Raw genomic sequence first — 24,257 nt, forward strand, 5'->3', positions numbered from 1 at the left:
AGTCTCGCAACCGGATTACTCTTCCGGCGCGTTCTCGATCGGATCAAATCTTGTTGCGTCGAGGCCAAGCAGGTTCCAGGACTGCTGCATGTGCGGCGGTAGCGGAGCGCTGGCGTCGATCACCCCGCCGCGCGGGTGCGGAATGACGATACGGCGCGCGAGCAGATGCAGCCGGTTTTGCAGACCGCCCGGCAATTCCCAGTTCTCGATGTTGAAATATTTGGGATCGCCGATGATGGGATGGCCGATATGTGCCATGTGCGCGCGAAGCTGGTGCGTGCGCCCCGTCACCGGCTTCAGCGACACCCAGGTCAGCTTGTTGCCGGCGGTCTCGACCACTGCATAGTAAGTCACCGCGTGGCTCGCGCCCTCATCGCCATGTTGGGCGATGCGCATGATGGTGTCGTCCTCGCTCTCCTCTTTGGCGAGGAAGGTCGAGATGCGGCCCTGCTTGGGCTTCGGCAGACCCGGCACCAGCGCCCAATAGATCTTGCGCGCCGAACGCGAGCGGAAGGCGCCGGTGAGATGGGTCGCGGCAAAGCGCGTCTTCGCGATCAACAGGCAGCCTGACGTGTCCTTGTCGATGCGATGCACCAGGCGTGGCTTCTGCCCCTTGGCGTCGCGCATCACCTCCAGCATCTGGTCGATGTGCCGCGTGGTGCCGGAGCCGCCCTGCACTGCAAGTCCCGCCGGCTTGTTGAGCACGAGGACGTCGTCGTCCTCAAAGAGCGTCATCTCCTTGAGCGCGGCAAGCGTTTTTTGCGCGGCTTCGGAGAGCGCGCCGGGAGCTTTCGGCGTGTCCAGCTTCAACGGCGGAATGCGGACGCTCTGCCCCTCCTCCAGCCGGTCCTTGCTGTCGACCCGCTTGCCGTCGACGCGCAGCTCGCCTTTGCGCACGACGCGCTGGATGTGGGAGAACGACAGCCCCGGGAAACGCGCTTCCAGAAACCGGTCGACGCGCATGTTGTTCTCGTCGGCAGTCACGGTAACGGTCTGCACCTTGGTCGGCAGCAGTGCTTCGACGGGCTTTGCGGTCACCGGCTCGGGTGCACGTCGCTCGGCGCGCTCGGACACAAAGCGCTGCGGCTTCGAACCCGGCTTGCCGCCCGGCCGCGGCCCCGCCTTGTGCGCGCTGCGCGCCTTGAACGGGCGCGCCTCCTTGCGCTCATCGCGCGAACGGGGCTTTGGGTCGGTTCTCTTGATGCGGCGGCTCATGCTTGCCTGCGTAGCCTAAAAGCAGCGTCTCGTCACGACGAAATGGCCGATTTCAACGTGAGCCGCCCCGCTCCTTACGCAGCTTCGCCCAATACTCCAGCCGCTTCCTGATCTCCCGCTCGAAGCCGCGCTCGGGCGGGTCGTAGAAGGTCTGGCGTCCCAAGGCCTCCGGGAAATAGTCCTGGCCGGAGAAGGCGTCGGGCGCGTCGTGGTCGTATTCGTAAGCTGCGCCATAGCCCTCCGACTTCATCAGACCGGTCGGCGCGTTGAGGATGTGTTTGGGCGGCAGCAGCGAGCCGGCCTGTTTTGCGGTCTGCATCGCCGCGCCGAAGGCGGTGTAAACCGCGTTCGATTTCGGCGCGGTGGCGAGATAGACCACCGCTTGGGCGATCGCGAGCTCGCCTTCGGGATGGCCAAGAAAATCGAAGGCATCCTTTGCCGAATTGGCAATGACGAGCGCCTGCGGATCAGCAAGCCCGATGTCCTCGACCGCCATGCGCACCACACGCCGCGCCAGGAACAGTGGATCCTCGCCGGCGTCCAGCATGCGCGCGAGATAATAGAGAGCAGCGTCCGGGTCGGAGCCGCGCACGGATTTATGGAGCGCCGAGATCAGATTGTAGTGGCCGTCGGCCGACTTGTCGTAGATCGGCGCACGGCGCTGCAGAATGTCCTGCAACTGCGCGGCGTTGAAGATCTCGCCGGCGCGCGCGGAGCGCCAGACTTCCTCGACCAGTGTCAGCGCGGCGCGGCCGTCGCCATCGGCCATGCGTGCAAGCGCGGCGCGCGCCTCCGCGTCCAACGGCAGCTTCTTGCCCTCGACCGCCTCGGCATGCGCGAACAGCTTTTCGATCGCGGCGGCGTCGAGCGAATGGAACACCAGCACGCGAGCGCGCGAGAGCAACGCCGCATTGAGCTCGAAGGACGGATTTTCGGTGGTGGCGCCGACCATGACCACGGTGCCGTCTTCCATCACCGGCAGGAAGGAATCCTGCTGCGCGCGGTTGAAACGGTGCACCTCGTCGACGAACAGCAGCGTGCCCCTACCCATCTCACGGCGGGCGCGCGCGGCGTCAAAGGCCTTTTTCAGGTCAGCAACCCCGGAGAAGACCGCGGAGATCTGCTCGAAATGCAGGTCGGTGGCGTCTGCAAGCAGCCGAGCCACGGTGGTCTTGCCGGTGCCGGGCGGGCCCCAGAACACCAGCGAGCCGAGCGTGCGCGTCTCCAGCATGCGCGTCAGCGCGCCGTCGGGGCCGAGGATGTGGTCCTGGCCAACGACCTCCGACAGCGCGCGCGGGCGCAGGCGGTCCGGCAGCGGATGCGGGGCATCGTGATCGAGCCCCGCCGCGGCAAACAGCGTTGGCGTCTCCTGTGGTCGCTTCGCGCTCATCCGCCGAGCGTGACGTTGATCTGCTGGCCGCCACGCACCAGCGTGATGCGCCAGAGCCGCGACGAGGCTCCCGCTACCTTCTCCAAATCGTTGGTCTTGTCGATCTTCTGGTTGTTGACGGAGAGGATGATGTCGCCCTTCTGGAAGCCGACACCGGCGGCCGTCGTGTCGTCGCCGATCTCGGTGATCACGACGCCCTCGGTGTCGGCATCGAGATGCAACTCGTCGGCGACCGCCGGCGTGATGGTCGAGATCTTCGCACCCTGGAACGGCGAGCGCGCGGTGATCACGATCTCATTGCGGCCGGTGTCTGGCGCAGTCTCGAGCTGCACCGTGAGCTTGATCGGCTTGCCGGCGCGCTGCACGTCGAGCTGCGCAGTACCGCCGATCGGACGGGTGGCGAGGCGGTAGTCGAAGGCGTTGAGATCGTCGACCGCCTGCCCGTCGATCGCGACGATCAGGTCGGAGGCTTTCAGGCCGGCTTTCGCCGCAGGCCCATTCGGCACGACGCTCGCGACGAGTGCGCCGGTCGGCGAGCGCAGGCCCAGGCTCTCCGCAATGTCGGGCGTCACCCCCTGGAGCCGCGCACCGAGCCACGGACGTTTCACCGCCTTGCCGCCGCTCTTGGCGGAAGCGACGACGACGCGCACCATGTTGGCCGGGATCGCGAAGCCGATGCCCTGCGAGCCGCCGGAGCGCGAATAGATCGCGGTATTGATGCCGGCGAGCTTGCCGTTCATGTCGACCAGCGCACCACCCGAATTGCCGGGATTGATCGCCGCATCGGTCTGGATGAAGAACTGATAGTCGGTGATGCCGACCTGCGTGCGTGCGAGTGCCGAGATGATGCCGTGGGTCACGGTCTGGCCGACGCCAAAGGGATTGCCGATGGCGAGCACGACGTCGCCAACCATCAGCTCATCGGAATTGGTGAAGTCGAGGGTGGGGAATTTCTCCTTGGCGTCCTTTAGGTGCAACACCGCCAGATCGGTGCGGGAATCCTTCAGCAGGATCTCGGCCTCGAACTCCCGCTTGTCCGAGAGCGACACCTTCACCTGGTCGGCGCCCTCGATGACATGGACGTTGGTGACGACGAGGCCCAAGGGGTCGACGATGACGCCGGAGCCGAGCGAGCGCTGCATCTGCTCGGGCTGCTGGCCCGGCACGCCGAAGAAGCGGCGGAAAATCGGGTCGTCAAGCAGCGGATTGCGGTTCTGCACCACCTTGGCGGCATAGACGTTGACCACCGCCGGCTGCACCCGCTGCACGATCGGCGCATAGGACAGCTTGAGCTCCGCCGGGGACGACGGGACGCGACGGTCCTGCGCGACGGCGGGATCGAGACTGCCCAGAAGGGTCACGCAGCTTGCGGCAATAACGGTGGCACGGATCAATCGAAACATTCCTACCTCTCGGAAAAGACGCCGGAATATAGGCATGTTCGACCTTCAATAGAAGGGCGGCAGCCGCCAATATTCGCCCCCTTTCCTCCCCGCCCCGGCATGCAAGTCCCGCGAGGGGAGCGGCCATTTTGCCGCTGCCCGCGGGATTGGCATGACGCCCATCATCCTCCAGAGTGCAAGCTAGGCAGGATTCGGTTGATGCGAATTTACATCAGCGGGAACCGAGCTCGTGCGTGATATTCGTCGCGGGGCGGTCATCTGCCGATCGTACGATTCTTCGTGACGATGGGGACGCTGATCAGTAAGGGAGTGGATGACGTGAATAGGAAAAGATTCACAACCGCGGCGCTCGGCCTCGCCGGCGCGCTCGCGGCTTCGCAAGGCCACGCACAGACGGCGAGCAACAGCGATCAGGAGATCGCATTGTTGAAGCAGCAATTGAAGCTGCTCGAGCAGAAGCTCGATAAACTGCAAAATCAGACCGCGGCGAACACGGCGGCCACAGCGAAGGCCAAGGCCGAGGCGAAAGCCGAGGCGAGGACTGAAGCCAAGGCCGCGGTTGCCAACGCGCAAGCCGCCATTCCGGTCAAGGGTCCGGTGGCTCCATCCGGCGTGGTCGTGACCATGCCGAACAACCGGCCGACGATCTGCACCGCGGATGAACAGAACTGCGTCGCGATCACGAGCCGGGTGCACTGGGACGTCGGCGGCTACGACTACCGTCCCAACACCGCAGCGACGGTGCCGCAAAAGCTCGACAGCGGCGAAAATCTCCGCCGCGCACGCATCGGTGTGGTCGGCAAGTTCTTCGGCGACTGGAACTACGCGCTCATCTACGACTTCGGCGGCTCGTCCGACGGCTTCGGCGGCACAGCTCCGGGCTCGCTGCCCGGCGGCGGCACGTCCGGCGTCGAAAACGCCTATCTGAGCTACACCGGCTTGAAACCGTTCGGCGGCAAGATGGCGGTCGAAGCCGGCATCATGGACCTGGCCTGGACGCTCGACGAAGCGACCAGCTCCAACGACATCATGTTCATGGAGCGTGCTTCGGTCGGCGTCATCGCACAAAATATCGCGGCCGGTGACTTCCGTTCGGCCGCCGGCACCCGCTGGTGGAACGACCAGCTCTGGGTCGGCGCCTATGTCACCGGACCGACCACGGGCCAGATCCACTCTGCGTCCAGCGTCTCTCCGCCCGGGACCAGCGAGCAATATGGCGCCACCGCCCGCATTGCCGGCAATCCCATCAGCGGCAAGGACTACTCGTTTCATATCGGCGCCGATGCGGAGTGGCTGATCCAGCCGCCGCGCAATCTGGTGACGCAGGCGCAGACGCTCACACTCAGTGACCGGCCTGAGCTGCGGATCGATCCGACGTCGCTGATATCGACCGGTGCGATCGCCAACGTTTCCGGGGCGCAGGTCTACGGCGTCGAAGTGGCGGGGACTTATGGCCCGCTCATCGCGCAGGGCGAATACTACTGGTTCAATGTCGACCGCACAGCGAATACTGGCCTGCCGCCCTTCGGCGCGTCGAGCCTGAAATTCGATGGCGGCTACGCGCAGGTCGGCTACGTGCTTACCGGCGAGACGCATGCCTACAATCCCGCGACGGCCTCCTACGGCGGCGTCAAGCCGGCGAATCCGTTCTCACTCACCGGCGGCGGCTGGGGTGCCTGGGAAATCGCCGGACGCGTGAGCACGATGAACCTGAACGATCAGCTCGCAACTGCGGCCGGCATCGCGGGTGGACGGCAAACCATCTACACTGCCGCGTTGAACTGGTACGTCAACGGCAACATCCGCTTCATGCTGGACTACCTGCATGGCGACATCTCCAAGCAGGTGAGCTCAACCTCTGCGGTGAATGCGGGCTCGAAGTTCGACGCGATTGCGATGCGGACCCAGGTCGCGTTCTGATTCTCACTCGTCGTCCCGGGGCGCGCGAAGCGCGAGCCCGGGACCCATAACCACAGGCGACAGTTGTCGCGTAAGCCGCAACTAACAGTCCGTCAACAACTGCACCCTGTGGTTATGGGTCCCCGCCTGCGCGGGGACGACACTTAGAGTGTGGCGTTGGCCTCGTCACAAACGTGACGCTTCATCACGCCGCGCGCTTCGGCTTCTTCTCAACGACCGGCTCCGCTTCAGGCGCCGGCGCGCAGGAGAGCCGCTCCTGGTGGCTTTCACCCCAGGCTTTCAAGATGTCGATCACCGGCCGAAGGCTCTCGCCGAGCTCGGAAAGACAATATTCAACCCGCGGCGGCACTTCCGCGTAGACCTTGCGGATGATGAGCTTGTCCTCCTCCAGCGCGCGAAGCTGTTTTGTCAGCATGCGCTGGGTGATGCCCGGCATCAGGCGGCGCAATTCGCCGAAGCGCTGCGTGCCGCCCTGGAGGTGATAGAGGATCACGCCCTTCCATTTGCCGTCGATCAGGTCCAGCGTGGCCTCGACCGAGCAGCCGGGACGCCGAGCGAAATTGCGCCGTTTCATGCGTGTTCCCCAATAGTATCCAAACAGGGACTATATCCCCGTTTTTACAGTACTTGCAAAATCGGAGCTACCCCGACACTTAACCCGGCGATCTCACCATCTGATGGAGACTTGAGACATGAAGGCCGTCGGCTACAAAAAATCGCTTCCGATCGAGGAACAGGATTCCCTGATCGATTTCGAAACCGCAAGGCCGGAGCCGAAGGGGCGCGAGATCCGCGTCGCGGTCAAGGCGATCTCGGCCAATCCGGTCGACTACAAGGTGCGCAAGCGCGCCGCCCCGCCCGAAGGCGAGGTCAAGATTTTGGGCTATGACGCGGCCGGCGTGGTCGATGCGGTCGGGCCCGATGTCACGCTGTTCAAGCCGGGCGATGAGGTGTTTTACGCGGGTTCGATCCTGCGCCAAGGCACCAATGCCGAATTCCATCTGGTCGACGAGCGCATCGTCGGCCGCAAGCCAAGATCGCTCTCGTTCGCGCAGGCCGCCGCGCTTCCCCTCACCTCCATCACCGCCTGGGAGTTGCTGTTCGATCGGCTTGGCGCCGTGCCCGGCAAGAGCGTCGATCCGCGCACGCTCCTGATCACGGGCGGCGCCGGCGGCGTCGGTTCGATCCTGATCCAGCTTGCGCGCCGTCTCACCGGCCTCACGGTGCTTGCGACCGCGACGCGGCCGGAATCGCAGAAATGGTGCCTCGATCTCGGCGCGCATGCAGTGATCGATCACGGCAAGCCGATGAAGGAGCAGATCGAAAAGCTCAAGCTGCCGCCGGTCGCGCTGGTGGCGAGCCTCACCTTCACCGACCAGCATTACAAGGCGATCGCGGACCTCATGGCGCCGCAGGGCAGGTTCGGCCTGATCGACGATCCCCCGGAATTCACCGTAAGCGTATTCAAGGGCAAGGCGATCTCGCTGCACTGGGAATCGATGTTCACGCGTTCCTCGTTCCAGACGCCTGACATGATCGCGCAGCATCACTTGCTCAATGACGTCGCCGACCTCATCGACAAGGGGGTGCTGCGCACCACGCTCGATCAGACCTTTGGCACGATCAATGCGACGAACCTCAAGCGCGCGCACGCGCTGCTGGAGAGCGGCAAGTCGCGCGGCAAGATCGTGCTGGAGGGGTGGTAGTCACTGCGTCGCCTTTTAGGGTGGGTTAGCCCTGCGGCTGCGCGAAGCGCAGTCCGCTAGGCGTAACCCACCGACTTCTCTCAACATTGATGGAGAAGAGGTGGGTTACGCTACGCTAACCCACCCTACGATTTCGGCACTCTACGCCGGCACCACGCCCTCGACAAACATCAGCCGCCGCTCCAGCGCGGTCCGCCGCAGCTTCAGCGCCTCGGCATATTCGGCCGAGGCATACCATTCGCGCAGGCGCGCCATCGAGGGGAATTCGACGATGATGATGGTCCTGGCCCGCGGACTGCCCTCCACCACGTCTGCGGCGCCGCCGCGCGCGGGGTAGCGGCCGCCATATTGCGCGATCGTCTTTGCGGCAAGCGTGCGATAGGCCTCCATCGCGCTTTGATCGCGGACCTCGACCTCGGAGATGACATAGGCCGGCATGCGCGCACCTCTTGCTCGAGCATGATCTCCGCGCAAACGCGTTCCGCGTTTGTCGCGAGGGAAAACCGCTGCGCACCTTTCCGATCTACGCGATGGTGTTGACGATGCCGCCCTCGGCGCGTAGCGCGGCGCCGTTGGTGGCTGAGGATTGCGTGGAGGCGAGGAAGATCACCATGTTGGCGATCTCATCGACGCTGGCGAAGCGCTGCAGCAGCGACGTCGGGCGATGCTGCTTGACGAAATTGGCGGCCGCCTCATCCACGGATTGACCATTCTGCTCGGCGAGATCCTTCACAAAAGCCTCGACGCCTTCCGACATCGTCGGGCCCGGCAGCACGGAATTGACGGTGACGCCGGTGCCGCGGGTGAGTAGCGCGAGCCCGCGCGCGACCGAGAGTTGCGCGGTCTTGGTCATGCCATAGTGGATCATCTCGACGGGGATGTTGAGTGCCGATTCCGAGGAGATGAAGACGATGCGGCCCCAATTGCGCTTCAGCATACCCGGGAAATACGCACGCGAGAGCCGTACACCGCTCATCACGTTGACCTCGAAGAAACGGGACCAGTCCTCGTCGGGGATATCGACAAACTGCTTCGGCTCGAAGATGCCGGCATTGTTGATGAGGATGTCGACGTCCGGCAGCGCTGCAACGAGCGTCTTGCAGCCTGCCGCCGTCGAGACGTCGGCGGCAATGCCGCGCACCTGACTGCCCGCCCCTTCCAGCTTGCGGACGGCGGCATCGACCTTGTCTCGACTACGCCCGTTGATGACGACGCTGGCACCGGTCGCTGCAAGGCCTTTGGCGATGGCGTGGCCGATGCCGGCGGTCGAGCCGGTGACGAGGGCAGTCTTTCCGGAAAGGTCGATCTTCATGCGATATCTCCATTGATGTCGATGGAGATATCGGGCGTGGTCGATGGCGCTGCAATCGGCGCTCACCCACGCGTGAGGGCGACATGCCCCCGTCGAGCTTCGTAGGGTGGGCAAAGCGAAGCGTGCCCACCACTTTGCGTGCCGCAGCAGAAGTGGTGGGCACGGCGCAGCGCGCCTTTGCCCACCCTACAATTCAAAACAAAAAACGGCGCCCGAGGGCGCCGCTTCTGAACTCGATGCCAGCCGGCGTATTACGCCGCTTCGGCTTCCTTCGCCTGGGACGGACCGGAGTCCTGGCCCTTGGCGTCGACGTCGCGGTCGACGAACTCGATCACGGCCATCGCGGCGTTGTCGCCGTAGCGGAAGCCGGCCTTGATGATGCGGGTGTAACCGCCCTGGCGGTCCTTGTAGCGGGTCGCGAGCGTGTCGAAGAGCTTCTTGACCATATCGACGTCGCGTAGCTCCGCGATCGCCTGACGACGGAGCGAGAGGCCGCCTTTCTTGCCGAGGGTGACGAGCTTCTCGACGATCGGACGGAGCTCCTTGGCCTTCGGCAGCGTGGTGACGATCTGCTCGTGCTTGATGAGCGAAGCCGCCATGTTGGCGAACATCGCCTTGCGGTGCTCGGCCGTGCGGTTGAGCTTCCGATGAACCTTGCCGTGACGCATGTGACTATTCCTTACGTTTTGAACTGCCGCGACGGTTCGTCGGACATGTTGCTCAGGTGGGCTTCCTGCGTTCGCCCGCAAAAGCGTTCAAGAACGCTCTTGCTTCCTTCTTTGAGCGTGATCCGGAAAACCGCTTCGCACTTTTCCGGGATCACGCAAAAAATCGTGGCCGGAGTCTCCGGCCACGACGGTGAAATCGGATCAGTAATGATCCTCGAACCGCTTGGCGAGCTCGTCGATGTTCTCCGGCGGCCAGCCCGGCACTTCCATGCCGAGGTGCAGACCCATCTGGGCCAGCACTTCCTTGATCTCGTTCAGCGACTTACGGCCGAAGTTCGGGGTGCGGAGCATTTCCGCTTCGCTCTTCTGCACGAGGTCGCCGATGTAGACGATGTTGTCGTTCTTCAGGCAGTTGGCCGAACGCACCGACAGCTCGAGCTCGTCCACCTTCTTGAGGAAGGCCGGGTTGAAGGCGAGGTCCGGGATGATCTCCTGGGCGACTTCCTTGCGCGGCTCTTCGAAGTTGACGAACACGTTGAGCTGATCCTGGAGGATGCGCGCAGCGTAGGCCACCGAGTCATCCGGCGTGATCGCGCCGTTGGTCTCGATCGTCATGGTCAGCTTGTCGTAGTCGAGGATCTGGCCCTCACGGGTGTTCTCGACCTTGTAGGAGACCTTGCGGACCGGCGAGTAGAGGCTGTCGACCGGGATCAGGCCGATCGGCGCGTCCTCGGGCCGGTTGCGCTCGGCGGGCACATAGCCCTTGCCGGTCGAGACCGTGAACTCCATGCGGATCTCGGCGCCCTCGTCGAGGGTGCAGATCTGGAGGTCCGGGTTGAGCACGGTGACGTCGCCGACGGTCTGGATGTCGCCGGCGGTGACGACGCCCGGACCCTGCTTCTTCACGACCATGCGCTTGGGGCCCTCGCCCTGCATCTTGATCGAGATGTCCTTGATGTTCAGCACGATGTCGGTGACGTCCTCACGGACGCCCGCGATCGAGGAGAACTCGTGCAGCACGCCGTCGATGTGCACCGACTGCACGGCGGCGCCCTGAAGCGAAGACAACAGGATGCGGCGCAGCGCGTTGCCGAGCGTCTGGCCGAAGCCACGCTCGAGCGGCTCGGCGACGATGGTCGCAAAGCGGGCCGGATCGCTACCCGGGGAAACCTGGAGCTTGTTCGGCCGAATCAGTTCTTGCCAATTTTTCTGGATCGTCACTGTTTCACCCATACAGGCCAGTCAGTCTGCCATTGCGGACACTGGCGTTGGAGAAAGGCCGCAAGTCGCGCTTGCGGCTTCGCAAAGCAAAGTCATCGCGGACGACGACGGCGCCCGCGACCTCGTATCAAACGCGCCGACGCTTGCGCGGGCGGCAACCATTGTGCGGGATCGTGGTCACGTCGCGGATCGAGGTGACGGTGAATCCCGCAGCCTGCAACGCGCGGAGCGCCGACTCGCGGCCCGAACCGGGACCGGCGACCTCGACTTCCAGCGTGCGCATGCCGTGCTCCTGCGCCTTCTTGGAAACGTCCTCCGCAGCAACCTGCGCTGCATACGGGGTCGACTTACGGGACCCCTTGAAACCCATCGTGCCAGCCGACGACCAGGCGATCGTGTTGCCCTGCGCATCGGTGATGGTGATCGTCGTGTTGTTGAACGACGAGTTCACGTGCGCCACGCCGGAGGCGATGTTCTTGCGCTCACGACGGCGAACGCGGGTGGCTTCCTTGCCCATTGAGTACCTTTCCTGGAGATCTCAAACGCCGCCGTAATACCAGCGGCTACACCTGTGGAACGAAAGGCGCGTGGCGAGCGGGTCATCCCCTCTTCGCCACACGCCGCGACTGAATTCGAAAACTTACTTCTTCTTGCCGGCGATCGCCTTGGCCGGACCCTTGCGCGTACGCGCATTGGTATGGGTGCGCTGACCGCGCACCGGCAGTCCGCGACGATGACGCAGGCCGCGATAGCAGCCGAGGTCCATCAGACGCTTGATGTTGATGCCGACCTCGCGACGCAGATCGCCCTCGACGAGAAAGTCGCGGTCGATGACCTCGCGGATCTGGAGCACTTCCTGGTCGCTCAGCTGATTGACGCGACGATCCTCGGGGATCTTCACCTTCTCCATGATGTCACCGGCGATCTTGGGGCCGATGCCATGGATGTACTGCAGCGCGATCAGCACGCGCTTGTTGGTGGGAATGTTTACGCCGGCAATACGGGCCACGGCCTTCTCTCCTGTTGCCAATCCCTCGTCAGGAATCGGGCTTTAAGTGCTTGCTTTCTCGGGCAGGTGTTCACAAACGCGAACACGACGCCCACCCCCGGTCTTCCTGGGGCCCGGCATCGTCTGAAACTATCCGACTTGGATGCGGGGCTTATTAAGGGATTCCGGGGGGTTTCGTCAACCGCTGCTAGCGCTTAGCTCGCTTTTTCGTGACCTTTTTTAGACCCTTCTTCGGACCTTTTTTGATGGTCTTTTTAACGGTCTTCTTGGCGGTCTTTTTTGCGGCTTTCTTGGCGCCTTTGGCGACCTTCTTGGCGGACTTGGTGGCCTTTTTGGCCGTTTTCGCGGGTTTCTTGGCCTTTTTGGCTGCCTTCCTGGCTGAAGCCGCCTTGACCGCAGGCTTAGCCGCAGTCTTGGCGTGGGCGGTCTTGGCGTGGGTTCTGGGCTCGATCGCCCCCAGCGCCAGCAGAAGGCGGTGGACGGCACGGGTGACCTCCTCGATGGTCATCATGCCATCGACGGTCGAGAGCTTGCGCCGCTCGGAATAGTAGTGAATCAGCGGTTCCGTCTGGCTGCGGTAGCTGGCGAGCCGCTTGGTCAACACCTCCGGGGTGTCGTCGACCCTGACCTCTTCGCCGCGTTCGCGCATCTGGGCAACGCGGGTCTCGACGCGGTCGAGCAGCGCGCTCTCGTTGACCCTGAGCTCGATCACGCCGTCCAGCTTGAGGTGCCTGAGCTTCAACAGCTCGTCCAGCGCCTCGGCCTGCGGCACGGTGCGCGGGAAGCCGTCCAGGATGAAGCCCTTCTTGGCATCGGGCTGCTCGATCCGGTCGGCGATGATTCCGACCACGACATCGTCGGGCACGAGGCCGCCGCTCGCCATGATCTCCTTCGCCCTCAGCCCGACCGGCGTTCCCGCCGCAACCGCAGCGCGAAGCATCTCACCGGTCGAGAGCTGCACGATGCCATAGCGCTCGATCAGCCGTTGCGCCTGGGTCCCCTTGCCTGACCCCGGCGGTCCCAGAAGGATAATTCTCATTGGCGTTCGCCCCCGGATCGGTGAGCGATAAATCGCGCACCTGTGTTTGAAGATCGAGAATAGTGCAAACCACAATCAGCGCCGCACCACTACCCATAATGACACGGCGTCGCCTTGCCGCAAGCGACGAAGGCTTTGGGAATCGGTCTGCACGGTCAGGTAGACGGCTCAAGCCGCCCCCGTCAACGCTACCAACGGAATGATGCGCGTTCTAAACGGGTAGCAGCGCACCGATCGCAACGGCGACCGGGACCGCAAGTCCGAACTTACCTGTTGCGGCGGCCCCGCAGCTTCGACTTCCGGATCAGCCCTTCGTACTGATGGGCGAGCAGATATCCCTGAACCTGCGCCACCGTGTCCATGGTGACACTGACCACGATCAACAGCGAGGTGCCACCAAAGTAGAAGGGCACCGAGGCGTAGGAAATCAGAATTTCCGGGATCAAGCAGACGATCGCGAGGTAAATCGCGCCGATCACGGTGATGCGCGACAGCACGTAGTCGATGTATTCGGCGGTGCGCTCTCCGGGACGGATGCCCGGGATGAAGCCGCCATGCTTCTTCAGGTTGTCCGCGGTCTCGGTCGGGTTGAACACGATCGCGGTGTAGAAAAACGCGAAGAACACGATCAGCGCGAGATACAGGATGAGGAACAGCGGCCGGCCGTGGCCAAGCTGCGTCGTGAGCCACTGGAACCATTCCGGTCCTTTGCCCGCGTTGAAGTTCGCAACCGTCGTCGGCAGCAGGAGCAGCGAGGACGCGAAGATCGGCGGAATGACGCCCGAGGTGTTGAGCTTGAGCGGCAGATGCGAGGACTGGCCCTCGAACATCTTGTTGCCGACCTGGCGCTTCGGATACTGGATCAGGAGGCGACGCTGCGCGCGCTCCATGAACACGATGAAGGCGATCACGGCGACCGCCATGATGATGACGATCAGGATCAGGCCGGTCGACATCGCGCCCTGACGGCCGAGCTCGAGCATGTTGGCGAGCGCCGAGGGCAGCTCGGCGACGATGCCGGAGAGAATGATCAGCGAGATACCGTTGCCGATGCCGCGCGAGGTCACCTGCTCGCCCAGCCACATCAGGAACATGGTGCCGCCGGTGAGCGTGATCGCGGTGGAGAGGCGGAAGAACAGGCCGGGGTCGCTGACGACGTTGCCGGCGCCTTCCAGACCGACCGCAATGCCGTAGGATTGGAACGCGGCCAGGATCACGGTGAGGTAGCGGGTGTACTGGTTCAGCGTCTTGCGGCCCGCCTCGCCTTCCTTCTTCAGCGCCTCGAGCTGCGGCGAGACGGTGGTGAGGAGCTGGATGATGATCGAGGCCGAGATGTACGGCATGATGTTCAACGCGAAGATCGCCATGCGGTGGATGCCGCCGCCGGCGAACATGTTGAACATGCCGAGGATGCCACCCGCCTGCGAGCGGAACACCTGCTCCCAGATGTTGGGATCGATGCCGGGCAGCGGGATGTAGGTGCCGAGCCGATAAACGAGCAGCGCACCCAGGGTGAACCAGATGCGCTTCTTCAGTTCGTCGGCCTTGGCAAGCGCGCCGAAATTGAGGTTGGCTGCCAGTTGTTCCGCTGCTGAGACCATGTTGGGCTTTCTCCCGCCGCCTACTGCGCCGTCATGCCCGCGGCCGGGCTACTTGGGCGGACGCCGGACATTATCTGGTGCACGGCTTCGATAAGTCCATCGTCCCGCATGCGTAAAGGCCCGCGAGCCGCGGGCCAATGACGCAGATGTTACGCCGCCTCGCCTTCTTCGGCGGCAGGCGCGAGGATCTTCACCGAGCCGCCGGCCTTCTCGACCGCCGCGATCGCGGACTTCGAGGCGCCGTGCACTTCGATGTTGAGCTTGGCCTTGAGCTCGCCGCGGCCGAGCAGCCGGACGCCGGCCTTGGCGCGCCGCAGCACGCCGGCCTTCACCAGCGCTTCGGCGTTCACCACGCTGCCGGTGTCGAGCTTCTTGGCATCGACGGCGTCCTGGAGCCGGTCGAGATTGATCTCGGCGAACTCGACGCGGAAGATGTTGTTGAAGCCGCGCTTGGGCAGACGGCGATGCATCGGCATCTGGCCGCCTTCAAAACCCTTGATGCGCACGCCCGAACGCGCGGTCTGGCCCTTGCCACCGCGGCCGGACTGCTTGCCCTTGCCCGAACCGATGCCGCGGCCGACGCGCATGCGCTTCTTGCGCGAGCCGGGGTTGTCGGCGATATCGCTGAGCTTCATCGCCCTTCTCCTTGTTTCTTGCGCATGATCTTGCCCGAAAACCGGTATTCGCGTTCCGGGATCATGCGCCCTTGCTTACTTCCCGTCGACGATACGGACGAGATGGTGAACCTTCTCGATCATGCCGCGAACCGCCGGGGTGTCCGGCAGTTCGGCGACGCGGCCGATCTTGTTGAGCTTGAGCCCGATCAGCGTCGAGCGCTGCGAGTGATGGCGGCGGATCGCGCTGCCGATCTGCTCGATCTTGATCGTCTTGGCGGCCTTGGCCATTTTTTAAAACTCCGAAAAGCTTCCGTTAGTCGGCAGCCGCCTCGGCATCGCCGCCGATACGACGGGACTGCAGGGTGGACACCTTGATGTTGCGGCGGGCAGCGACAGAGCGCGGCGAATCCTGGTGCTTCAGCGCGTCGAAGGTCGCGCGCACCATGTTGTAGGGGTTCGACGAGCCGATCGACTTGGCCACCACGTCCTGGACGCCAAGCGTCTCGAACACGGCGCGCATCGGACCGCCGGCGATGATGCCGGTACCGGCCGGGGCGGCACGCAGATAGACACGGCCTGCGCCGTGACGGCCGGCGATGTCGTGATGGAGCGTGCGGCCCTCGCGCAGCGACACGCGGGTCAGGTTGCGCTTGGCGGACTCGGTCGCCTTCCGGATCGCCTCAGGCACTTCGCGCGCCTTGCCGTGACCGAAGCCGGCACGGCCCTTCTGGTCGCCAATCACGACCAGCGCTGCGAAGCCGAAGCGCTTGCCGCCCTTGACGACCTTGGCCACGCGGTTGATGTGGACCAGCTTGTCGACGAACTCGCTGTCGCGCTCCTCGCGCTCCTTGCGTTCACGTCCGCCGCGGTGTTCGCGTTCACCTGCCATGGTTTTTCCAATCCTTCAGAGGCTTACGCCTCAATCCTCAAATTCTGTTAGAAGTTCAGCCCGCTCTCACGCGCAGCATCGGCAAGAGCCTTGACGCGCCCGTGATAGAGATAGCTGCCGCGATCGAACACGACTTCCTTGACGCCCTTCTCCGCGGCGCGCTCGGCGAGCAGCTTGCCCACCGCCTTCGCCGCATCGATGTCGGCGCCGGTCTTGCCACCATCGCGCATCGACTTTTCGAGCGACGAGGCGGAGGCCAGCGTCTCGCCCTTCTGGTCGTCGATGACCTGGGCGTAGATGTGCTTGGACGAGCGGAACACCGACAGGCGCGGACGGCCGCCACCGGAGCGGCGCAGCTTCAGCCGCACACTCCGCTTGCGCCGGGCATTCGTAACCTTGGCTTTCGACATGACCGGCTCCGTTACTTCTTCTTGCCTTCCTTGCGGAAGATGAATTCGCCAACATACTTCACGCCCTTGCCCTTGTAGGGCTCCGGCGGGCGATAGGCGCGGATCTCGGCCGCGACCTGGCCGACGCGCTGGATGTCGCTGCCCGTCACCGTGATCTCGGTCGGCTTCGGCACGGCGATCGTGATCCCATCCGGGATCGGATAGATCACGTCGTGGCTGTAGCCGAGCGCGAGCTGCAGGTTCTTGCCCTGCATCGCGGCGCGGTAACCGACGCCGGTGATCTCGAGCTTCTTTTCGAAGCCCTTGGTGACGCCTTCGACCAGATTCGCGACCTGGGCGCGAGCGGTGCCGTAAAGCGCCCGCGCGCGGTTGGTCTCGGCCCGCGGCTTGACCTTGACCTGGCCGTTCTCGAGCTTCACCTCGACGTCGTCATGGACGACGAACTGAAGCTGGCCCTTCGGCCCCTTCATCTTGACGGTCTGACCGTCGACGGTCGCGGTAACGCCCGACGGCACCGCAACAGGCCTTTTGCCAACACGTGACATGGATCAAAAATCCTTCTCAGAACACCGTGAAGAGAACTTCACCGCCCACATTCGCGTCGCGCGCGCTGTGGTCGGCCATGATCCCCTTCGGCGTCGACAACACCGAAATGCCGAGCCCGTTGTTGACCCGCGGCAAAGCCTTCACCGAGGCGTAGACGCGACGCCCGGGCTTGGAGACCCGCTCGATCTCGCGGATGACGGGCTCGCCGTCGAAATACTTCAGCTCGATCTCGATCTCGCTGCGGCCCGAGGAATGCTCGACCGTGGCGTAGCCGCGGATGTAGCCCTCGCTCTTCAGCACCTCGAGCACGTTCTCGCGCATCTTCGAGCCAGGCGTGGAGACCTTGGTCTTGGAGCGCATCTGCGCATTGCGGATGCGGGTGATCAGATCGCTGATTGGATCGTGCGTAGACATCTAAACGACCCTCCTTACCAGCTCGACTTCACGAGGCCCGGGACCATGCCCTTGGAGCCAAGTTCACGAAGCGCGATACGGGACAGCTTGTTCTTGCGATAGTTCGAGCGCGGGCGGCCCGACAGCTCGCAACGCAGGCGGATGCGGGTCGCCGACGAGTTGCGCGGCATTTCCGCCAACTTCAACGTCGCAGCGAAGCGCTCCTCCATCGGGAGCTTCTTGTCGGCGATGATCGCCTTCAACCGCTCGCGCTTGGCGGCGGCGTTCTTCACCATCCGCTTGCGCCGGTTGTTCTTCTCGATTGAACTCTTCTTTGCCATGCTTGGCTCCTGGGTATCCGCGTTTGAGAGGCTTTAGGTCAGCATCTCACTGCCGGAACGGGAAATTGAAAGCGGTCAACAAGGCCCTCGCCTCTTCGTCGGTCTTGGCCGTGGTGCAGACGGTGATGTCCATGCCGCGGGCTTCCGTGACCTTGTCGAAGTCGATCTCGGGGAAAATGATGTGCTCCTTGATGCCGAGCGAGTAGTTGCCGCGGCCGTCGAAGCTCTTCGGGTTCAGGCCGCGGAAGTCGCGGACGCGCGGCAGCGCGACCGTCACCAGGCGATCGATGAACTCGTACATGCGGGCCTTGCGCAGCGTGACCTTGCAGCCGATCGGCTGGTTCTCACGCAGCTTGAAGGTCGCGATCGCGATACGCGAATAGGTCACGATCGCCTTCTGGCCGGCGATCTGGGTCAATTCGGCGGCCGCGGTCTCGGCCTTCTTGCGGTCGTTGACGGAATCGCCAACGCCCATGTTCAGCACGACCTTGTCCAGCCGCGGAACCTGCATGACGTTCTCGTAACCGAACTTCTCGGTCATCGCCGTGCGGATCTTCGCGTCGTATTCCGCGCGCAAGCGCGGGGTGTAAGCAGTCTCAGCCATCGATCTCAGCTCCCGAGCTCTTGGCGATGCGAACCTTCTTGCCGTCCGCCTGAATCTTGAATCCGACGCGCGTCGGCTTTCCGTCCTTGCCGAGATACGCGATATTGGACAGTTGGATCGGCGCCTCTTTCGAGATGATGCCGCCCTCCTGGTTCTGGGTCTGCTTCTGGTGGCGCTTCACCATGTTGATGCCGCGCACCAGAGCCGTGCCGGCGTCCGGACGCACCTCAAACACCTCGCCGGTGCGGCCCTTGTCGCGGCCGGTCAGCACGACGACCTTGTCGCCCTTGCGGATCTTCGCAGCCATCACAGCACCTCCGGCGCGAGCGAAATGATCTTCATGTGGTTCTTGGCGCGCAGCTCGCGCGGCACGGGCCCGAAGATACGGGTTCCGACCGGCTCGGCCTGATTGTTGATCAGGACGGCGGCGTTGCGGTCGAAGCGGATGACCGACCCGTCGGGGCGGCGGATGTCCTTGCGGACTCGCACCACGACGGCCTTCATCACGTCGCCCTTCTTCACCTTGCCACGCGGAATCGCTTCCTTGATCGACACGACAATGATGTCGCCGATGGTGGCGTAGCGGCGCTTGGAGCCTCCGAGCACCTTGATACACATGACACGGCGTGCGCCAGAATTGTCGGCCACGTCGAGGTTGGTCTGCATCTGAATCATTGATGCACCTCGTCCTCTTTCTCTTTTGCGCCAGCCTGGCCAGCGCTCAACATTTCCCTGAAGTCAACCGGCTAAGTGCCGGCAGCTCAGGCGCTTTTCTTGTGTTCGCCCCGGATCACGACCCAGCGCTTCAACTTCGAAATCGGCTTCGATTCCTCGATCCACACCACGTCGCCCGGCTTGAACTGGTTGCTCTCGTCGTGCGCGTGATAGTTCTTCGAACGGCGGATCGTCTTCTTGTAGATCGGGTGCGTGAAGCGGCGATCGACGCGCACCACGATGGTCTTGGCTTGCTTGTCGCTGACGACCACGCCCTGCAAAGTACGTTTCGGCATCTTCGTAAGCCTCTTACTTCTTCTTCGCGCGCTGCTGCGCGGCGACGGTCTTGATCCGGGCGATGTCACGGCGGGCCTCGCGCAGGCGCGAGGTGTTCTCGAGCTGCCCGGTGGCACGCTGGAAGCGCAGGTTGAAGCGCTCCTTCTTCAGGTTCAGGACGGCGTCATCCTGCTGGTCGGGGCTCATCGCGCGGATGTCTTCGATCTTCATCTGGGCCATGGCCATTACTCCGCAATGCGCTCGACGAAGCGCGTCTTGATCGGCAGCTTGGCAGCAGCCAAGGTCAGCGCCTCGCGCGCGGTCTGGTTGTTGACGCCGTCGATCTCGAACAGCACCCGGCCCGGCTTGACGCGGACGACCCACAATTCCGGCGAGCCCTTGCCGGAGCCCATGCGGACTTCGGCCGGCTTCTTCGACACCGGAACGTCGGGAAACACGCGGATCCAGACGCGGCCGGCGCGCTTCATGTGGCGGGTCAGCGCGCGGCGGGCGGCCTCGATCTGGCGCGCAGTGACGCGCTCAGGCTCGGTCGCTTTCAGGCCGAACTGGCCGAACGCCAACGTCGCGCCCGAAGACGCAACGCCGTGGATGCGGCCCTTATGCGCCTTCCGGAACTTCGTTTTCTTAGGTTGCATCATGGCTTTAAGCCCTCAAATTCCTGTGCTGGCTCAGGCTGCAGCGTCGCGACGCTGCCGGCCGCCACCGCTGCCACTACCCTCGCCTTCGGCCATTCTCTTGTCCTGGGCCATCGGATCGTGCTCGAGGATCTCGCCCTTGAAGATCCAGACCTTGACGCCGCAGGTGCCGAAGGTCGTGAACGCGGTCGCGACGCCGTAGTCGATGTCGGCGCGCAGCGTGTGCAGCGGCACGCGACCCTCGCGGTACCACTCCATGCGCGCGATTTCCGCACCGCCCAGACGACCCGAGCAGTTGATGCGGATGCCTTCCGCGCCGAGACGCATCGCCGACTGCACGGCGCGCTTCATGGCGCGGCGGAACGCAACGCGGCGCTCGAGCTGCTGCGCGATCGATTCGGCGACCAGCGTCGCATCGAGCTCGGGCTTGCGGATCTCGACGATGTTGATCACGACGTCCGACGAGGTGATGTCGGCCACCTTCTTGCGCAGCTTGTCGATGTCGGCGCCCTTCTTGCCGATCACCACGCCCGGACGAGCCGAGTGGATGGTGACGCGGCACTTCTTGTGCGGACGCTCGATCACGATGCGCGCGACCGCCGCCTGCTTGAGCTCCTTGTGCAGGATCTCGCGGATCTTGACGTCCTCGTGCAGCAGCTTGCCGTATTCCTGCTTGCCGGCGAACCAGCGGGAATCCCAGGTCCGGTTGATGCCGAGACGCAGACCGATCGGATTGATCTTTTGACCCATCGTTTTCTCCTCGCGTCCCTTAGGCGGCCGCTTCGGCTTCGACCTGACGAACGATGATCGTCAGCTGCGAAAATGGTTTGTAGACGCGACCCGAGCGACCACGGCCGCGGGCAGCAAAGCGCTTCATCACGAGCCCGTTGCCGACGAAGGCCTGCGCCACGACGAGATCGTCGACGTCGAGGTCGTGATTGTTCTCGGCGTTGGCGATAGCCGATTCCAGGCACTTCTTCACGTCGACAGCGATCCGCTTGCGCGAGAACTGCAAATCGGCGAGCGCAGCAGCCGCCTTACGGCCGCGAATGAGCTGGGCCACCAGGTTGAGCTTCTGCGGGCTCACCCGCAGCATCCGGGCGACCGCCTTGGCCTCGTTGTCGGCGAGGCTCCGTTCGCGCTTAGGTTTGCTCATGACTTAATCCTCAAGCCTTCTTGGCTTTCTTGTCGCCGGAGTGGCCATGGAAGGTCCGGGTCGGCGAGAACTCGCCGAACTTGTGACCGACCATTTCTTCGTTGACCGCCACCGGCACGTGCTTCTGACCGTTGTAGACGCCGAAGGTCAGGCCGACGAACTGCGGCAGGATGGTCGAGCGACGGCTCCAGATCTTGATGACGTCGTGACGGCCGGACGCACGCGCCGCATCTGCCTTCTTGAGCAGCGACGCCTCGACGAACGGGCCTTTCCAGACTGAACGAACCATGTCCGGCGTTCCTTACTTCTTCCGCTTGTGGCGGCTTAGGAGAATGAATTTGTTGGTCGACTTGTTGGTGCGGGTCTTCTTGCCCTTGGTCGGCTTGCCCCACGGGGTGACCGGGTGGCGACCGCCCGAGGTACGACCTTCACCACCGCCGTGCGGATGGTCGATCGGGTTCATCGCGACACCGCGGTTGTGCGGGCGACGGCCCATCCAACGCTTGCGGCCGGCCTTGCCGATCGAGGTGTTCATGTGATCCGGGTTCGACACCGCGCCGATCGTGCCGCGGCAGCGGCCATGCACCAGGCGCTGCTCGCCCGAGTTCAGGCGGATGATCACGTAGTCCTGGTCACGACCGACGAGCTGGGCATATGTGCCGGCCGAACGCGCGAGCTGGCCACCCTTGCCGATCTTGGTCTCGATGTTGTGGATGATCGTGCCGACCGGCATGTTACCGAGCGGCATGACGTTGCCCGGCTTCACGTCGACATAGTTGCCGGCAATGATGGTGTCACCCACGGCGAGGCGCTGCGGCGCCAGGATGTAGGCCTGCTCGCCGTCCTGATACTTGATCAGGGCGATGAAGCCGGTGCGGTTCGGATCGTACTCCAGCCGCTCGACGGTGGCGGGAACGTCCACCTTCTCGCGCTTGAAGTCGACGGTGCGCAGCGTCTGCTTGTGACCGCCGCCGCGGAAACGCACGGTGATGCGGCCGGTGTTGTTGCGGCCGCCCGAAGACTTCTTGCCTTCGGTGAGCGCCTTGACCGGCTTGCCCTTGTAGAGGGCCGAACGATCGACCATCACCAGCTGGCGCTGGCCTGGCGTCGTGGGGTTGAATGTCTTCAGTGCCATCGTCGTAGGACCTTACAGACCGGTGGTCACGTCGATCCGGTGGCCCTCTTCGAGGGTCACGATCGCGCGCTTGGTGTTCGACTGCGAACCGAGATTGCCGCGGAAGGCCTTGACCTTGCCCTTGCGGACCAGCGTGTTGACGCTCTTCACCTTGACGTCGAACAGCTTCTCGATCGCTTCCTTGATCTGCGGCTTGGTTGCCTTGGCGGCCACCTTGAACAGAACCTTGTTGTGCTCAGAAGCGATCGTCGCCTTTTCGGTCACGACCGGCGACAGGATCACGTCGTAGTGGCGAGCCTCGATGTTCTTCGTCATTTGAAGCGCGCCTCCAGCGCATCGATGGCGGCCTTGGTCAGAACGAGCTTCTGACGGCGCAGGATGTCGTAGACGTTGATGCCCTGGATCGGCAGCACGTCCATGTTCGGGATGTTGCGTGCCGCCGCGGCGAAGCCCTGATTGAGCTCGGCACCGTCGATGATCAGCGCGTTGGTCAGGCCCAGCCCCGAGAAGTGACCGAGCAGCGCCTTGGTCTTGGCAGCCTCGAGCGCAGCCTTCTCGATCACGACGAGATCACCGTCCTTGGCCTTGGCCGACAGCGCATGCTTCAGCGCGAGCGCACGGACCTTCTTCGGCAGATCGGAGGCGTGCGAGCGCACCACCGGACCGAAGGCACGGCCGCCGCCACGGAACTGCGGCACGCGGGCCGAGCCGTGACGAGCACCACCGGTGCCCTTCTGCTTGTACATCTTCTTGCCGGTGCGCCAGATCTCGGCGCGGCCCTTGGCCTTGTGGGTGCCGGCCTGACGCTTGTCGAGCTGCCACTTCACGCAGCGCGCAATGATGTCCTCGCGCGGCTCGAGGCCGAAAATGGCGTCGGAGAGCTGGACCGAGCCGGCTTCCTTGCCCTCAAGGGTCGTGACTTTCAGTTCCATCTCACGCACCCTCCTGCTGGGCCGCAGCCTCGGCTTCGCCGCCGGCAACCTTAAACTTGCCGGGCTTCGGAGCTTCCTTCGGCAGCGGCTTCTTGACGGCGTCGCGCACGCGGATCCAGCCGCCCTTGGAGCCGGGAACGGCGCCTTCGACGAGGATCAGGCCGCGCTCGACATCGGTCTGGACGACGCGAAGGTTGAGCGTGGTGATGCGGTCGACACCCATGTGGCCGGGCATCTTCTTGTTCTTCCAGGTCTTGCCGGGATCCTGACGGCCGCCGGTCGAACCGATCGAGCGGTGCGAGATCGACACACCGTGCGTGGCGCGCAGACCGCCGAAGTTCCAGCGCTTCATACCGCCGGCGAAGCCCTTACCGACCGAGGTGCCGGTGACATCGACGAACTGGCCAACGACGAAGTGATCGGCCAGGATCTCGGCGCCGACCGGGATCATGGCATCCGCGGAGACGCGGAATTCCTCGACCTGCCGCTTCGGCTCGACCTTGGCGACCGCGAACTGGCCGCGCTCAGCCTTGGGCATGTACACGGTCTTGCGGGTGCCGGCGCCAAGCTGGAGCGCGACATAACCGTTCTTCTCTTCGGTGCGGTGGCCTACGACCTGGCAATTGCCGAGCTTCAGCACGGTCACGGGGATATGTTCGCCGGCCTCCGTGAAGACCCGCGTCATCCCGACCTTTTGTGCGATCACTCCGGAGCGCATCGGCTTGCTTCCTGTTCTTTCTGTCCGCTTTCGCGAACGGGATCCAAAAATCTTAGAGCTTGATCTCGACGTCGACACCGGCGGCCAGGTCGAGCTTCATCAAAGCATCGACGGTCTGCGGGGTCGGATCGACGATGTCGAGCAGACGCTTGTGGGTGCGCATCTCGAACTGTTCGCGGCTCTTCTTGTCGACGTGCGGCGAACGGTTGACGGTGAACTTCTCGATGCGGGTCGGCAGCGGAATGGGTCCGCGAACCTGCGCGCCGGTGCGCTTCGCCGTATTCACGATCTCGCGGGTCGACGTATCGAGGATACGATGGTCGAACGCCTTGAGACGGATGCGAATATTTTGGCCGTTCATTGCCGTGGTCTTTCTTCTCAGGTGA

General features: G+C 63.8%; 35 protein-coding genes. 2 read left to right on the plus strand and 33 right to left on the minus strand.

Translation table 11 applies throughout. From position 1 onward, the window contains the following. Positions 1 to 15: 15 nt before the first annotated feature. From SO156_RS21025 to SO156_RS21035, 3 genes are read right to left on the minus strand one after another with little or no spacing between them, the layout of a single operon-like run. Positions 16 to 1,215, minus strand: coding sequence for an RluA family pseudouridine synthase (locus SO156_RS21025; RefSeq protein WP_498536130.1), 1,200 nt, complete (start codon positions 1,213 to 1,215; stop codon positions 16 to 18). A gap of 52 nt (positions 1,216 to 1,267) precedes the next feature. Further along, positions 1,268 to 2,605: a replication-associated recombination protein A gene (locus SO156_RS21030; RefSeq protein ID WP_498536131.1), complete on the minus strand. Its 1,338-nt coding sequence runs from the start codon at positions 2,603 to 2,605 to the stop codon at positions 1,268 to 1,270. Beyond that, positions 2,602 to 4,008: a DegQ family serine endoprotease gene (locus SO156_RS21035; protein WP_498536132.1), complete on the minus strand. Its 1,407-nt coding sequence runs from the start codon at positions 4,006 to 4,008 to the stop codon at positions 2,602 to 2,604. Before SO156_RS21035 ends, SO156_RS21030 begins: the two co-directional genes overlap by 4 nt. 318 nt (positions 4,009 to 4,326) lie before the next feature. Here SO156_RS21035 and SO156_RS21040 point away from each other — a divergent pair, with 318 nt between their 5' ends. Next, positions 4,327 to 5,928: an OprO/OprP family phosphate-selective porin gene (locus SO156_RS21040; RefSeq protein WP_458149216.1), complete on the plus strand. Its 1,602-nt coding sequence runs from the start codon at positions 4,327 to 4,329 to the stop codon at positions 5,926 to 5,928. Between the two features lie 184 nt (positions 5,929 to 6,112). On the opposite strand, the gene SO156_RS21045 is transcribed toward SO156_RS21040, so the two are convergent. Beyond that, complete coding sequence (locus SO156_RS21045) at positions 6,113 to 6,502, minus strand: winged helix-turn-helix transcriptional regulator (protein WP_458149217.1); 390 nt, start codon at positions 6,500 to 6,502, stop codon at positions 6,113 to 6,115. 118 nt (positions 6,503 to 6,620) lie between these two features. On the opposite strand from SO156_RS21045, the gene SO156_RS21050 reads away from it, so the two are divergent. After that, a complete protein-coding gene (locus tag SO156_RS21050; RefSeq protein WP_498536133.1) occupies positions 6,621 to 7,634 on the plus strand; it encodes a zinc-binding alcohol dehydrogenase family protein in 1,014 nt (337 codons plus the stop codon). A 141-nt stretch (positions 7,635 to 7,775) separates the two neighbouring features. On the opposite strand, the gene SO156_RS21055 is transcribed toward SO156_RS21050, so the two are convergent. From SO156_RS21055 to rpsJ, 29 genes are all read right to left on the minus strand, one after another. Continuing rightward, entirely contained in the window at positions 7,776 to 8,072 is a 297-nt protein-coding gene (locus tag SO156_RS21055; RefSeq protein WP_498536134.1) for a DUF1330 domain-containing protein, read from the minus strand. Positions 8,073 to 8,157: 85 nt separating this feature from the next. After that, a complete protein-coding gene (locus tag SO156_RS21060; protein WP_498536135.1) occupies positions 8,158 to 8,946 on the minus strand; it encodes an SDR family NAD(P)-dependent oxidoreductase in 789 nt (262 codons plus the stop codon). Between the two features lie 251 nt (positions 8,947 to 9,197). Next, the gene (gene rplQ, locus SO156_RS21065; protein ID WP_027520940.1) at positions 9,198 to 9,614 is read right to left on the minus strand and encodes a 50S ribosomal protein L17; all 417 of its coding nucleotides are present in this window, start codon (positions 9,612 to 9,614) and stop codon (positions 9,198 to 9,200) included. A 201-nt stretch (positions 9,615 to 9,815) separates the two neighbouring features. Continuing rightward, on the minus strand, positions 9,816 to 10,847 hold the full coding sequence (locus SO156_RS21070; RefSeq protein WP_212403727.1) for a DNA-directed RNA polymerase subunit alpha: 1,032 nt from the start codon (positions 10,845 to 10,847) through the stop codon (positions 9,816 to 9,818). Positions 10,848 to 10,962: 115 nt separating this feature from the next. Beyond that, on the minus strand, positions 10,963 to 11,352 hold the full coding sequence (gene rpsK, locus SO156_RS21075) for a 30S ribosomal protein S11 (protein ID WP_007603045.1): 390 nt from the start codon (positions 11,350 to 11,352) through the stop codon (positions 10,963 to 10,965). Between the two features lie 123 nt (positions 11,353 to 11,475). Then, entirely contained in the window at positions 11,476 to 11,844 is a 369-nt protein-coding gene (gene rpsM / locus SO156_RS21080; protein ID WP_458149221.1) for a 30S ribosomal protein S13, read from the minus strand. 187 nt (positions 11,845 to 12,031) lie between these two features. Continuing rightward, the gene (locus tag SO156_RS21085; RefSeq protein ID WP_498536136.1) at positions 12,032 to 12,883 is read right to left on the minus strand and encodes an adenylate kinase; all 852 of its coding nucleotides are present in this window, start codon (positions 12,881 to 12,883) and stop codon (positions 12,032 to 12,034) included. A 266-nt stretch (positions 12,884 to 13,149) separates the two neighbouring features. After that, the gene (gene secY / locus SO156_RS21090; protein ID WP_458149223.1) at positions 13,150 to 14,484 is read right to left on the minus strand and encodes a preprotein translocase subunit SecY; all 1,335 of its coding nucleotides are present in this window, start codon (positions 14,482 to 14,484) and stop codon (positions 13,150 to 13,152) included. Positions 14,485 to 14,633: 149 nt separating this feature from the next. Further along, a complete protein-coding gene (rplO, locus tag SO156_RS21095) occupies positions 14,634 to 15,119 on the minus strand; it encodes a 50S ribosomal protein L15 (RefSeq protein WP_458149224.1) in 486 nt (161 codons plus the stop codon). A gap of 75 nt (positions 15,120 to 15,194) precedes the next feature. Continuing rightward, positions 15,195 to 15,389: a 50S ribosomal protein L30 gene (gene rpmD / locus SO156_RS21100; protein WP_027520947.1), complete on the minus strand. Its 195-nt coding sequence runs from the start codon at positions 15,387 to 15,389 to the stop codon at positions 15,195 to 15,197. 25 nt (positions 15,390 to 15,414) lie between these two features. After that, entirely contained in the window at positions 15,415 to 15,990 is a 576-nt protein-coding gene (gene rpsE / locus SO156_RS21105) for a 30S ribosomal protein S5 (RefSeq protein ID WP_027520948.1), read from the minus strand. Positions 15,991 to 16,037: 47 nt separating this feature from the next. After that, the gene (gene rplR / locus SO156_RS21110) at positions 16,038 to 16,400 is read right to left on the minus strand and encodes a 50S ribosomal protein L18 (RefSeq protein WP_458149225.1); all 363 of its coding nucleotides are present in this window, start codon (positions 16,398 to 16,400) and stop codon (positions 16,038 to 16,040) included. A gap of 11 nt (positions 16,401 to 16,411) precedes the next feature. Continuing rightward, complete coding sequence (gene rplF / locus SO156_RS21115; RefSeq protein WP_458149226.1) at positions 16,412 to 16,945, minus strand: 50S ribosomal protein L6; 534 nt, start codon at positions 16,943 to 16,945, stop codon at positions 16,412 to 16,414. Positions 16,946 to 16,961: 16 nt separating this feature from the next. Continuing rightward, positions 16,962 to 17,360, minus strand: coding sequence for a 30S ribosomal protein S8 (gene rpsH / locus SO156_RS21120; RefSeq protein WP_027520951.1), 399 nt, complete (start codon positions 17,358 to 17,360; stop codon positions 16,962 to 16,964). A 14-nt stretch (positions 17,361 to 17,374) separates the two neighbouring features. After that, the gene (gene rpsN / locus SO156_RS21125; RefSeq protein ID WP_027520952.1) at positions 17,375 to 17,680 is read right to left on the minus strand and encodes a 30S ribosomal protein S14; all 306 of its coding nucleotides are present in this window, start codon (positions 17,678 to 17,680) and stop codon (positions 17,375 to 17,377) included. Between the two features lie 46 nt (positions 17,681 to 17,726). After that, entirely contained in the window at positions 17,727 to 18,284 is a 558-nt protein-coding gene (gene rplE / locus SO156_RS21130) for a 50S ribosomal protein L5 (RefSeq protein ID WP_128958540.1), read from the minus strand. Continuing rightward, the gene (gene rplX / locus SO156_RS21135; protein ID WP_254095936.1) at positions 18,277 to 18,591 is read right to left on the minus strand and encodes a 50S ribosomal protein L24; all 315 of its coding nucleotides are present in this window, start codon (positions 18,589 to 18,591) and stop codon (positions 18,277 to 18,279) included. Before rplX ends, rplE begins: the two co-directional genes overlap by 8 nt. Next, complete coding sequence (gene rplN / locus SO156_RS21140; protein ID WP_027520955.1) at positions 18,591 to 18,959, minus strand: 50S ribosomal protein L14; 369 nt, start codon at positions 18,957 to 18,959, stop codon at positions 18,591 to 18,593. The genes rplX and rplN overlap by 1 nt, the downstream gene beginning before the upstream one ends. Before the next feature lie 86 nt (positions 18,960 to 19,045). After that, complete coding sequence (gene rpsQ, locus SO156_RS21145; protein WP_008549247.1) at positions 19,046 to 19,294, minus strand: 30S ribosomal protein S17; 249 nt, start codon at positions 19,292 to 19,294, stop codon at positions 19,046 to 19,048. Positions 19,295 to 19,307: 13 nt separating this feature from the next. Next, on the minus strand, positions 19,308 to 19,514 hold the full coding sequence (gene rpmC / locus SO156_RS21150; RefSeq protein ID WP_027520957.1) for a 50S ribosomal protein L29: 207 nt from the start codon (positions 19,512 to 19,514) through the stop codon (positions 19,308 to 19,310). A gap of 5 nt (positions 19,515 to 19,519) precedes the next feature. After that, entirely contained in the window at positions 19,520 to 19,933 is a 414-nt protein-coding gene (rplP, locus tag SO156_RS21155) for a 50S ribosomal protein L16 (RefSeq protein WP_027520958.1), read from the minus strand. Positions 19,934 to 19,963: 30 nt separating this feature from the next. Beyond that, positions 19,964 to 20,680 (minus strand): 30S ribosomal protein S3, encoded by a 717-nt coding sequence (gene rpsC / locus SO156_RS21160; RefSeq protein ID WP_458149227.1) that lies wholly within the window; start codon positions 20,678 to 20,680, stop codon positions 19,964 to 19,966. Between the two features lie 19 nt (positions 20,681 to 20,699). Then, complete coding sequence (rplV, locus tag SO156_RS21165) at positions 20,700 to 21,086, minus strand: 50S ribosomal protein L22 (protein WP_028137020.1); 387 nt, start codon at positions 21,084 to 21,086, stop codon at positions 20,700 to 20,702. 10 nt (positions 21,087 to 21,096) lie between these two features. Beyond that, positions 21,097 to 21,375, minus strand: a complete 279-nt coding sequence (rpsS, locus tag SO156_RS21170) for a 30S ribosomal protein S19 (protein WP_008963465.1) — start codon at positions 21,373 to 21,375, stop codon at positions 21,097 to 21,099. Between the two features lie 12 nt (positions 21,376 to 21,387). Beyond that, the gene (gene rplB / locus SO156_RS21175) at positions 21,388 to 22,221 is read right to left on the minus strand and encodes a 50S ribosomal protein L2 (protein WP_458149228.1); all 834 of its coding nucleotides are present in this window, start codon (positions 22,219 to 22,221) and stop codon (positions 21,388 to 21,390) included. A gap of 12 nt (positions 22,222 to 22,233) precedes the next feature. Beyond that, the gene (locus SO156_RS21180) at positions 22,234 to 22,536 is read right to left on the minus strand and encodes a 50S ribosomal protein L23 (RefSeq protein WP_027520962.1); all 303 of its coding nucleotides are present in this window, start codon (positions 22,534 to 22,536) and stop codon (positions 22,234 to 22,236) included. Beyond that, positions 22,533 to 23,153, minus strand: a complete 621-nt coding sequence (gene rplD, locus SO156_RS21185; protein ID WP_027520963.1) for a 50S ribosomal protein L4 — start codon at positions 23,151 to 23,153, stop codon at positions 22,533 to 22,535. Before rplD ends, SO156_RS21180 begins: the two co-directional genes overlap by 4 nt. 1 nt (position 23,154) lies before the next feature. Next, complete coding sequence (gene rplC, locus SO156_RS21190; RefSeq protein ID WP_458149229.1) at positions 23,155 to 23,871, minus strand: 50S ribosomal protein L3; 717 nt, start codon at positions 23,869 to 23,871, stop codon at positions 23,155 to 23,157. A 52-nt stretch (positions 23,872 to 23,923) separates the two neighbouring features. Beyond that, positions 23,924 to 24,232, minus strand: coding sequence for a 30S ribosomal protein S10 (gene rpsJ / locus SO156_RS21195; RefSeq protein WP_002712302.1), 309 nt, complete (start codon positions 24,230 to 24,232; stop codon positions 23,924 to 23,926). Positions 24,233 to 24,257: the final 25 nt, after the last annotated feature.

Source organism: Bradyrhizobium sp. UFLA05-125 (assembly GCF_059803515.1).

What these genes read in the sequence shown, in the direction of transcription:
- SO156_RS21025 (WP_498536130.1), bottom strand. Translation starts at nt 1,215, where the DNA reads ATGAGCCGCCGCATCAAGAGAACCGACCCAAAGCCCCGTTCGCGCGAT.
- SO156_RS21030 (WP_498536131.1), bottom strand. Translation starts at nt 2,605, where the DNA reads ATGAGCGCGAAGCGACCACAGGAGACGCCAACGCTGTTTGCCGCGGCG.
- SO156_RS21035 (WP_498536132.1), bottom strand. Translation starts at nt 4,008, where the DNA reads ATGTTTCGATTGATCCGTGCCACCGTTATTGCCGCAAGCTGCGTGACC.
- SO156_RS21045 (WP_458149217.1), bottom strand. Translation starts at nt 6,502, where the DNA reads ATGAAACGGCGCAATTTCGCTCGGCGTCCCGGCTGCTCGGTCGAGGCC.
- SO156_RS21050 (WP_498536133.1), top strand. Translation starts at nt 6,621, where the DNA reads ATGAAGGCCGTCGGCTACAAAAAATCGCTTCCGATCGAGGAACAGGAT.
- SO156_RS21055 (WP_498536134.1), bottom strand. Translation starts at nt 8,072, where the DNA reads ATGCCGGCCTATGTCATCTCCGAGGTCGAGGTCCGCGATCAAAGCGCG.
- SO156_RS21060 (WP_498536135.1), bottom strand. Translation starts at nt 8,946, where the DNA reads ATGAAGATCGACCTTTCCGGAAAGACTGCCCTCGTCACCGGCTCGACC.
- rplQ (WP_027520940.1), bottom strand. Translation starts at nt 9,614, where the DNA reads ATGCGTCACGGCAAGGTTCATCGGAAGCTCAACCGCACGGCCGAGCAC.
- SO156_RS21070 (WP_212403727.1), bottom strand. Translation starts at nt 10,847, where the DNA reads ATGGGTGAAACAGTGACGATCCAGAAAAATTGGCAAGAACTGATTCGG.
- rpsK (WP_007603045.1), bottom strand. Translation starts at nt 11,352, where the DNA reads ATGGGCAAGGAAGCCACCCGCGTTCGCCGTCGTGAGCGCAAGAACATC.
- SO156_RS21085 (WP_498536136.1), bottom strand. Translation starts at nt 12,883, where the DNA reads ATGAGAATTATCCTTCTGGGACCGCCGGGGTCAGGCAAGGGGACCCAG.
- secY (WP_458149223.1), bottom strand. Translation starts at nt 14,484, where the DNA reads ATGGTCTCAGCAGCGGAACAACTGGCAGCCAACCTCAATTTCGGCGCG.
- rplO (WP_458149224.1), bottom strand. Translation starts at nt 15,119, where the DNA reads ATGAAGCTCAGCGATATCGCCGACAACCCCGGCTCGCGCAAGAAGCGC.
- rpmD (WP_027520947.1), bottom strand. Translation starts at nt 15,389, where the DNA reads ATGGCCAAGGCCGCCAAGACGATCAAGATCGAGCAGATCGGCAGCGCG.
- rpsE (WP_027520948.1), bottom strand. Translation starts at nt 15,990, where the DNA reads ATGGCAGGTGAACGCGAACACCGCGGCGGACGTGAACGCAAGGAGCGC.
- rplR (WP_458149225.1), bottom strand. Translation starts at nt 16,400, where the DNA reads ATGTCGAAAGCCAAGGTTACGAATGCCCGGCGCAAGCGGAGTGTGCGG.
- rplF (WP_458149226.1), bottom strand. Translation starts at nt 16,945, where the DNA reads ATGTCACGTGTTGGCAAAAGGCCTGTTGCGGTGCCGTCGGGCGTTACC.
- rpsH (WP_027520951.1), bottom strand. Translation starts at nt 17,360, where the DNA reads ATGTCTACGCACGATCCAATCAGCGATCTGATCACCCGCATCCGCAAT.
- rpsN (WP_027520952.1), bottom strand. Translation starts at nt 17,680, where the DNA reads ATGGCAAAGAAGAGTTCAATCGAGAAGAACAACCGGCGCAAGCGGATG.
- rplE (WP_128958540.1), bottom strand. Translation starts at nt 18,284, where the DNA reads ATGGCTGAGACTGCTTACACCCCGCGCTTGCGCGCGGAATACGACGCG.
- rplX (WP_254095936.1), bottom strand. Translation starts at nt 18,591, where the DNA reads ATGGCTGCGAAGATCCGCAAGGGCGACAAGGTCGTCGTGCTGACCGGC.
- rplN (WP_027520955.1), bottom strand. Translation starts at nt 18,959, where the DNA reads ATGATTCAGATGCAGACCAACCTCGACGTGGCCGACAATTCTGGCGCA.
- rpsQ (WP_008549247.1), bottom strand. Translation starts at nt 19,294, where the DNA reads ATGCCGAAACGTACTTTGCAGGGCGTGGTCGTCAGCGACAAGCAAGCC.
- rpmC (WP_027520957.1), bottom strand. Translation starts at nt 19,514, where the DNA reads ATGGCCCAGATGAAGATCGAAGACATCCGCGCGATGAGCCCCGACCAG.
- rplP (WP_027520958.1), bottom strand. Translation starts at nt 19,933, where the DNA reads ATGATGCAACCTAAGAAAACGAAGTTCCGGAAGGCGCATAAGGGCCGC.
- rpsC (WP_458149227.1), bottom strand. Translation starts at nt 20,680, where the DNA reads ATGGGTCAAAAGATCAATCCGATCGGTCTGCGTCTCGGCATCAACCGG.
- rplV (WP_028137020.1), bottom strand. Translation starts at nt 21,086, where the DNA reads ATGAGCAAACCTAAGCGCGAACGGAGCCTCGCCGACAACGAGGCCAAG.
- rpsS (WP_008963465.1), bottom strand. Translation starts at nt 21,375, where the DNA reads ATGGTTCGTTCAGTCTGGAAAGGCCCGTTCGTCGAGGCGTCGCTGCTC.
- rplB (WP_458149228.1), bottom strand. Translation starts at nt 22,221, where the DNA reads ATGGCACTGAAGACATTCAACCCCACGACGCCAGGCCAGCGCCAGCTG.
- SO156_RS21180 (WP_027520962.1), bottom strand. Translation starts at nt 22,536, where the DNA reads ATGACGAAGAACATCGAGGCTCGCCACTACGACGTGATCCTGTCGCCG.
- rplD (WP_027520963.1), bottom strand. Translation starts at nt 23,153, where the DNA reads ATGGAACTGAAAGTCACGACCCTTGAGGGCAAGGAAGCCGGCTCGGTC.
- rplC (WP_458149229.1), bottom strand. Translation starts at nt 23,871, where the DNA reads ATGCGCTCCGGAGTGATCGCACAAAAGGTCGGGATGACGCGGGTCTTC.
- rpsJ (WP_002712302.1), bottom strand. Translation starts at nt 24,232, where the DNA reads ATGAACGGCCAAAATATTCGCATCCGTCTCAAGGCGTTCGACCATCGT.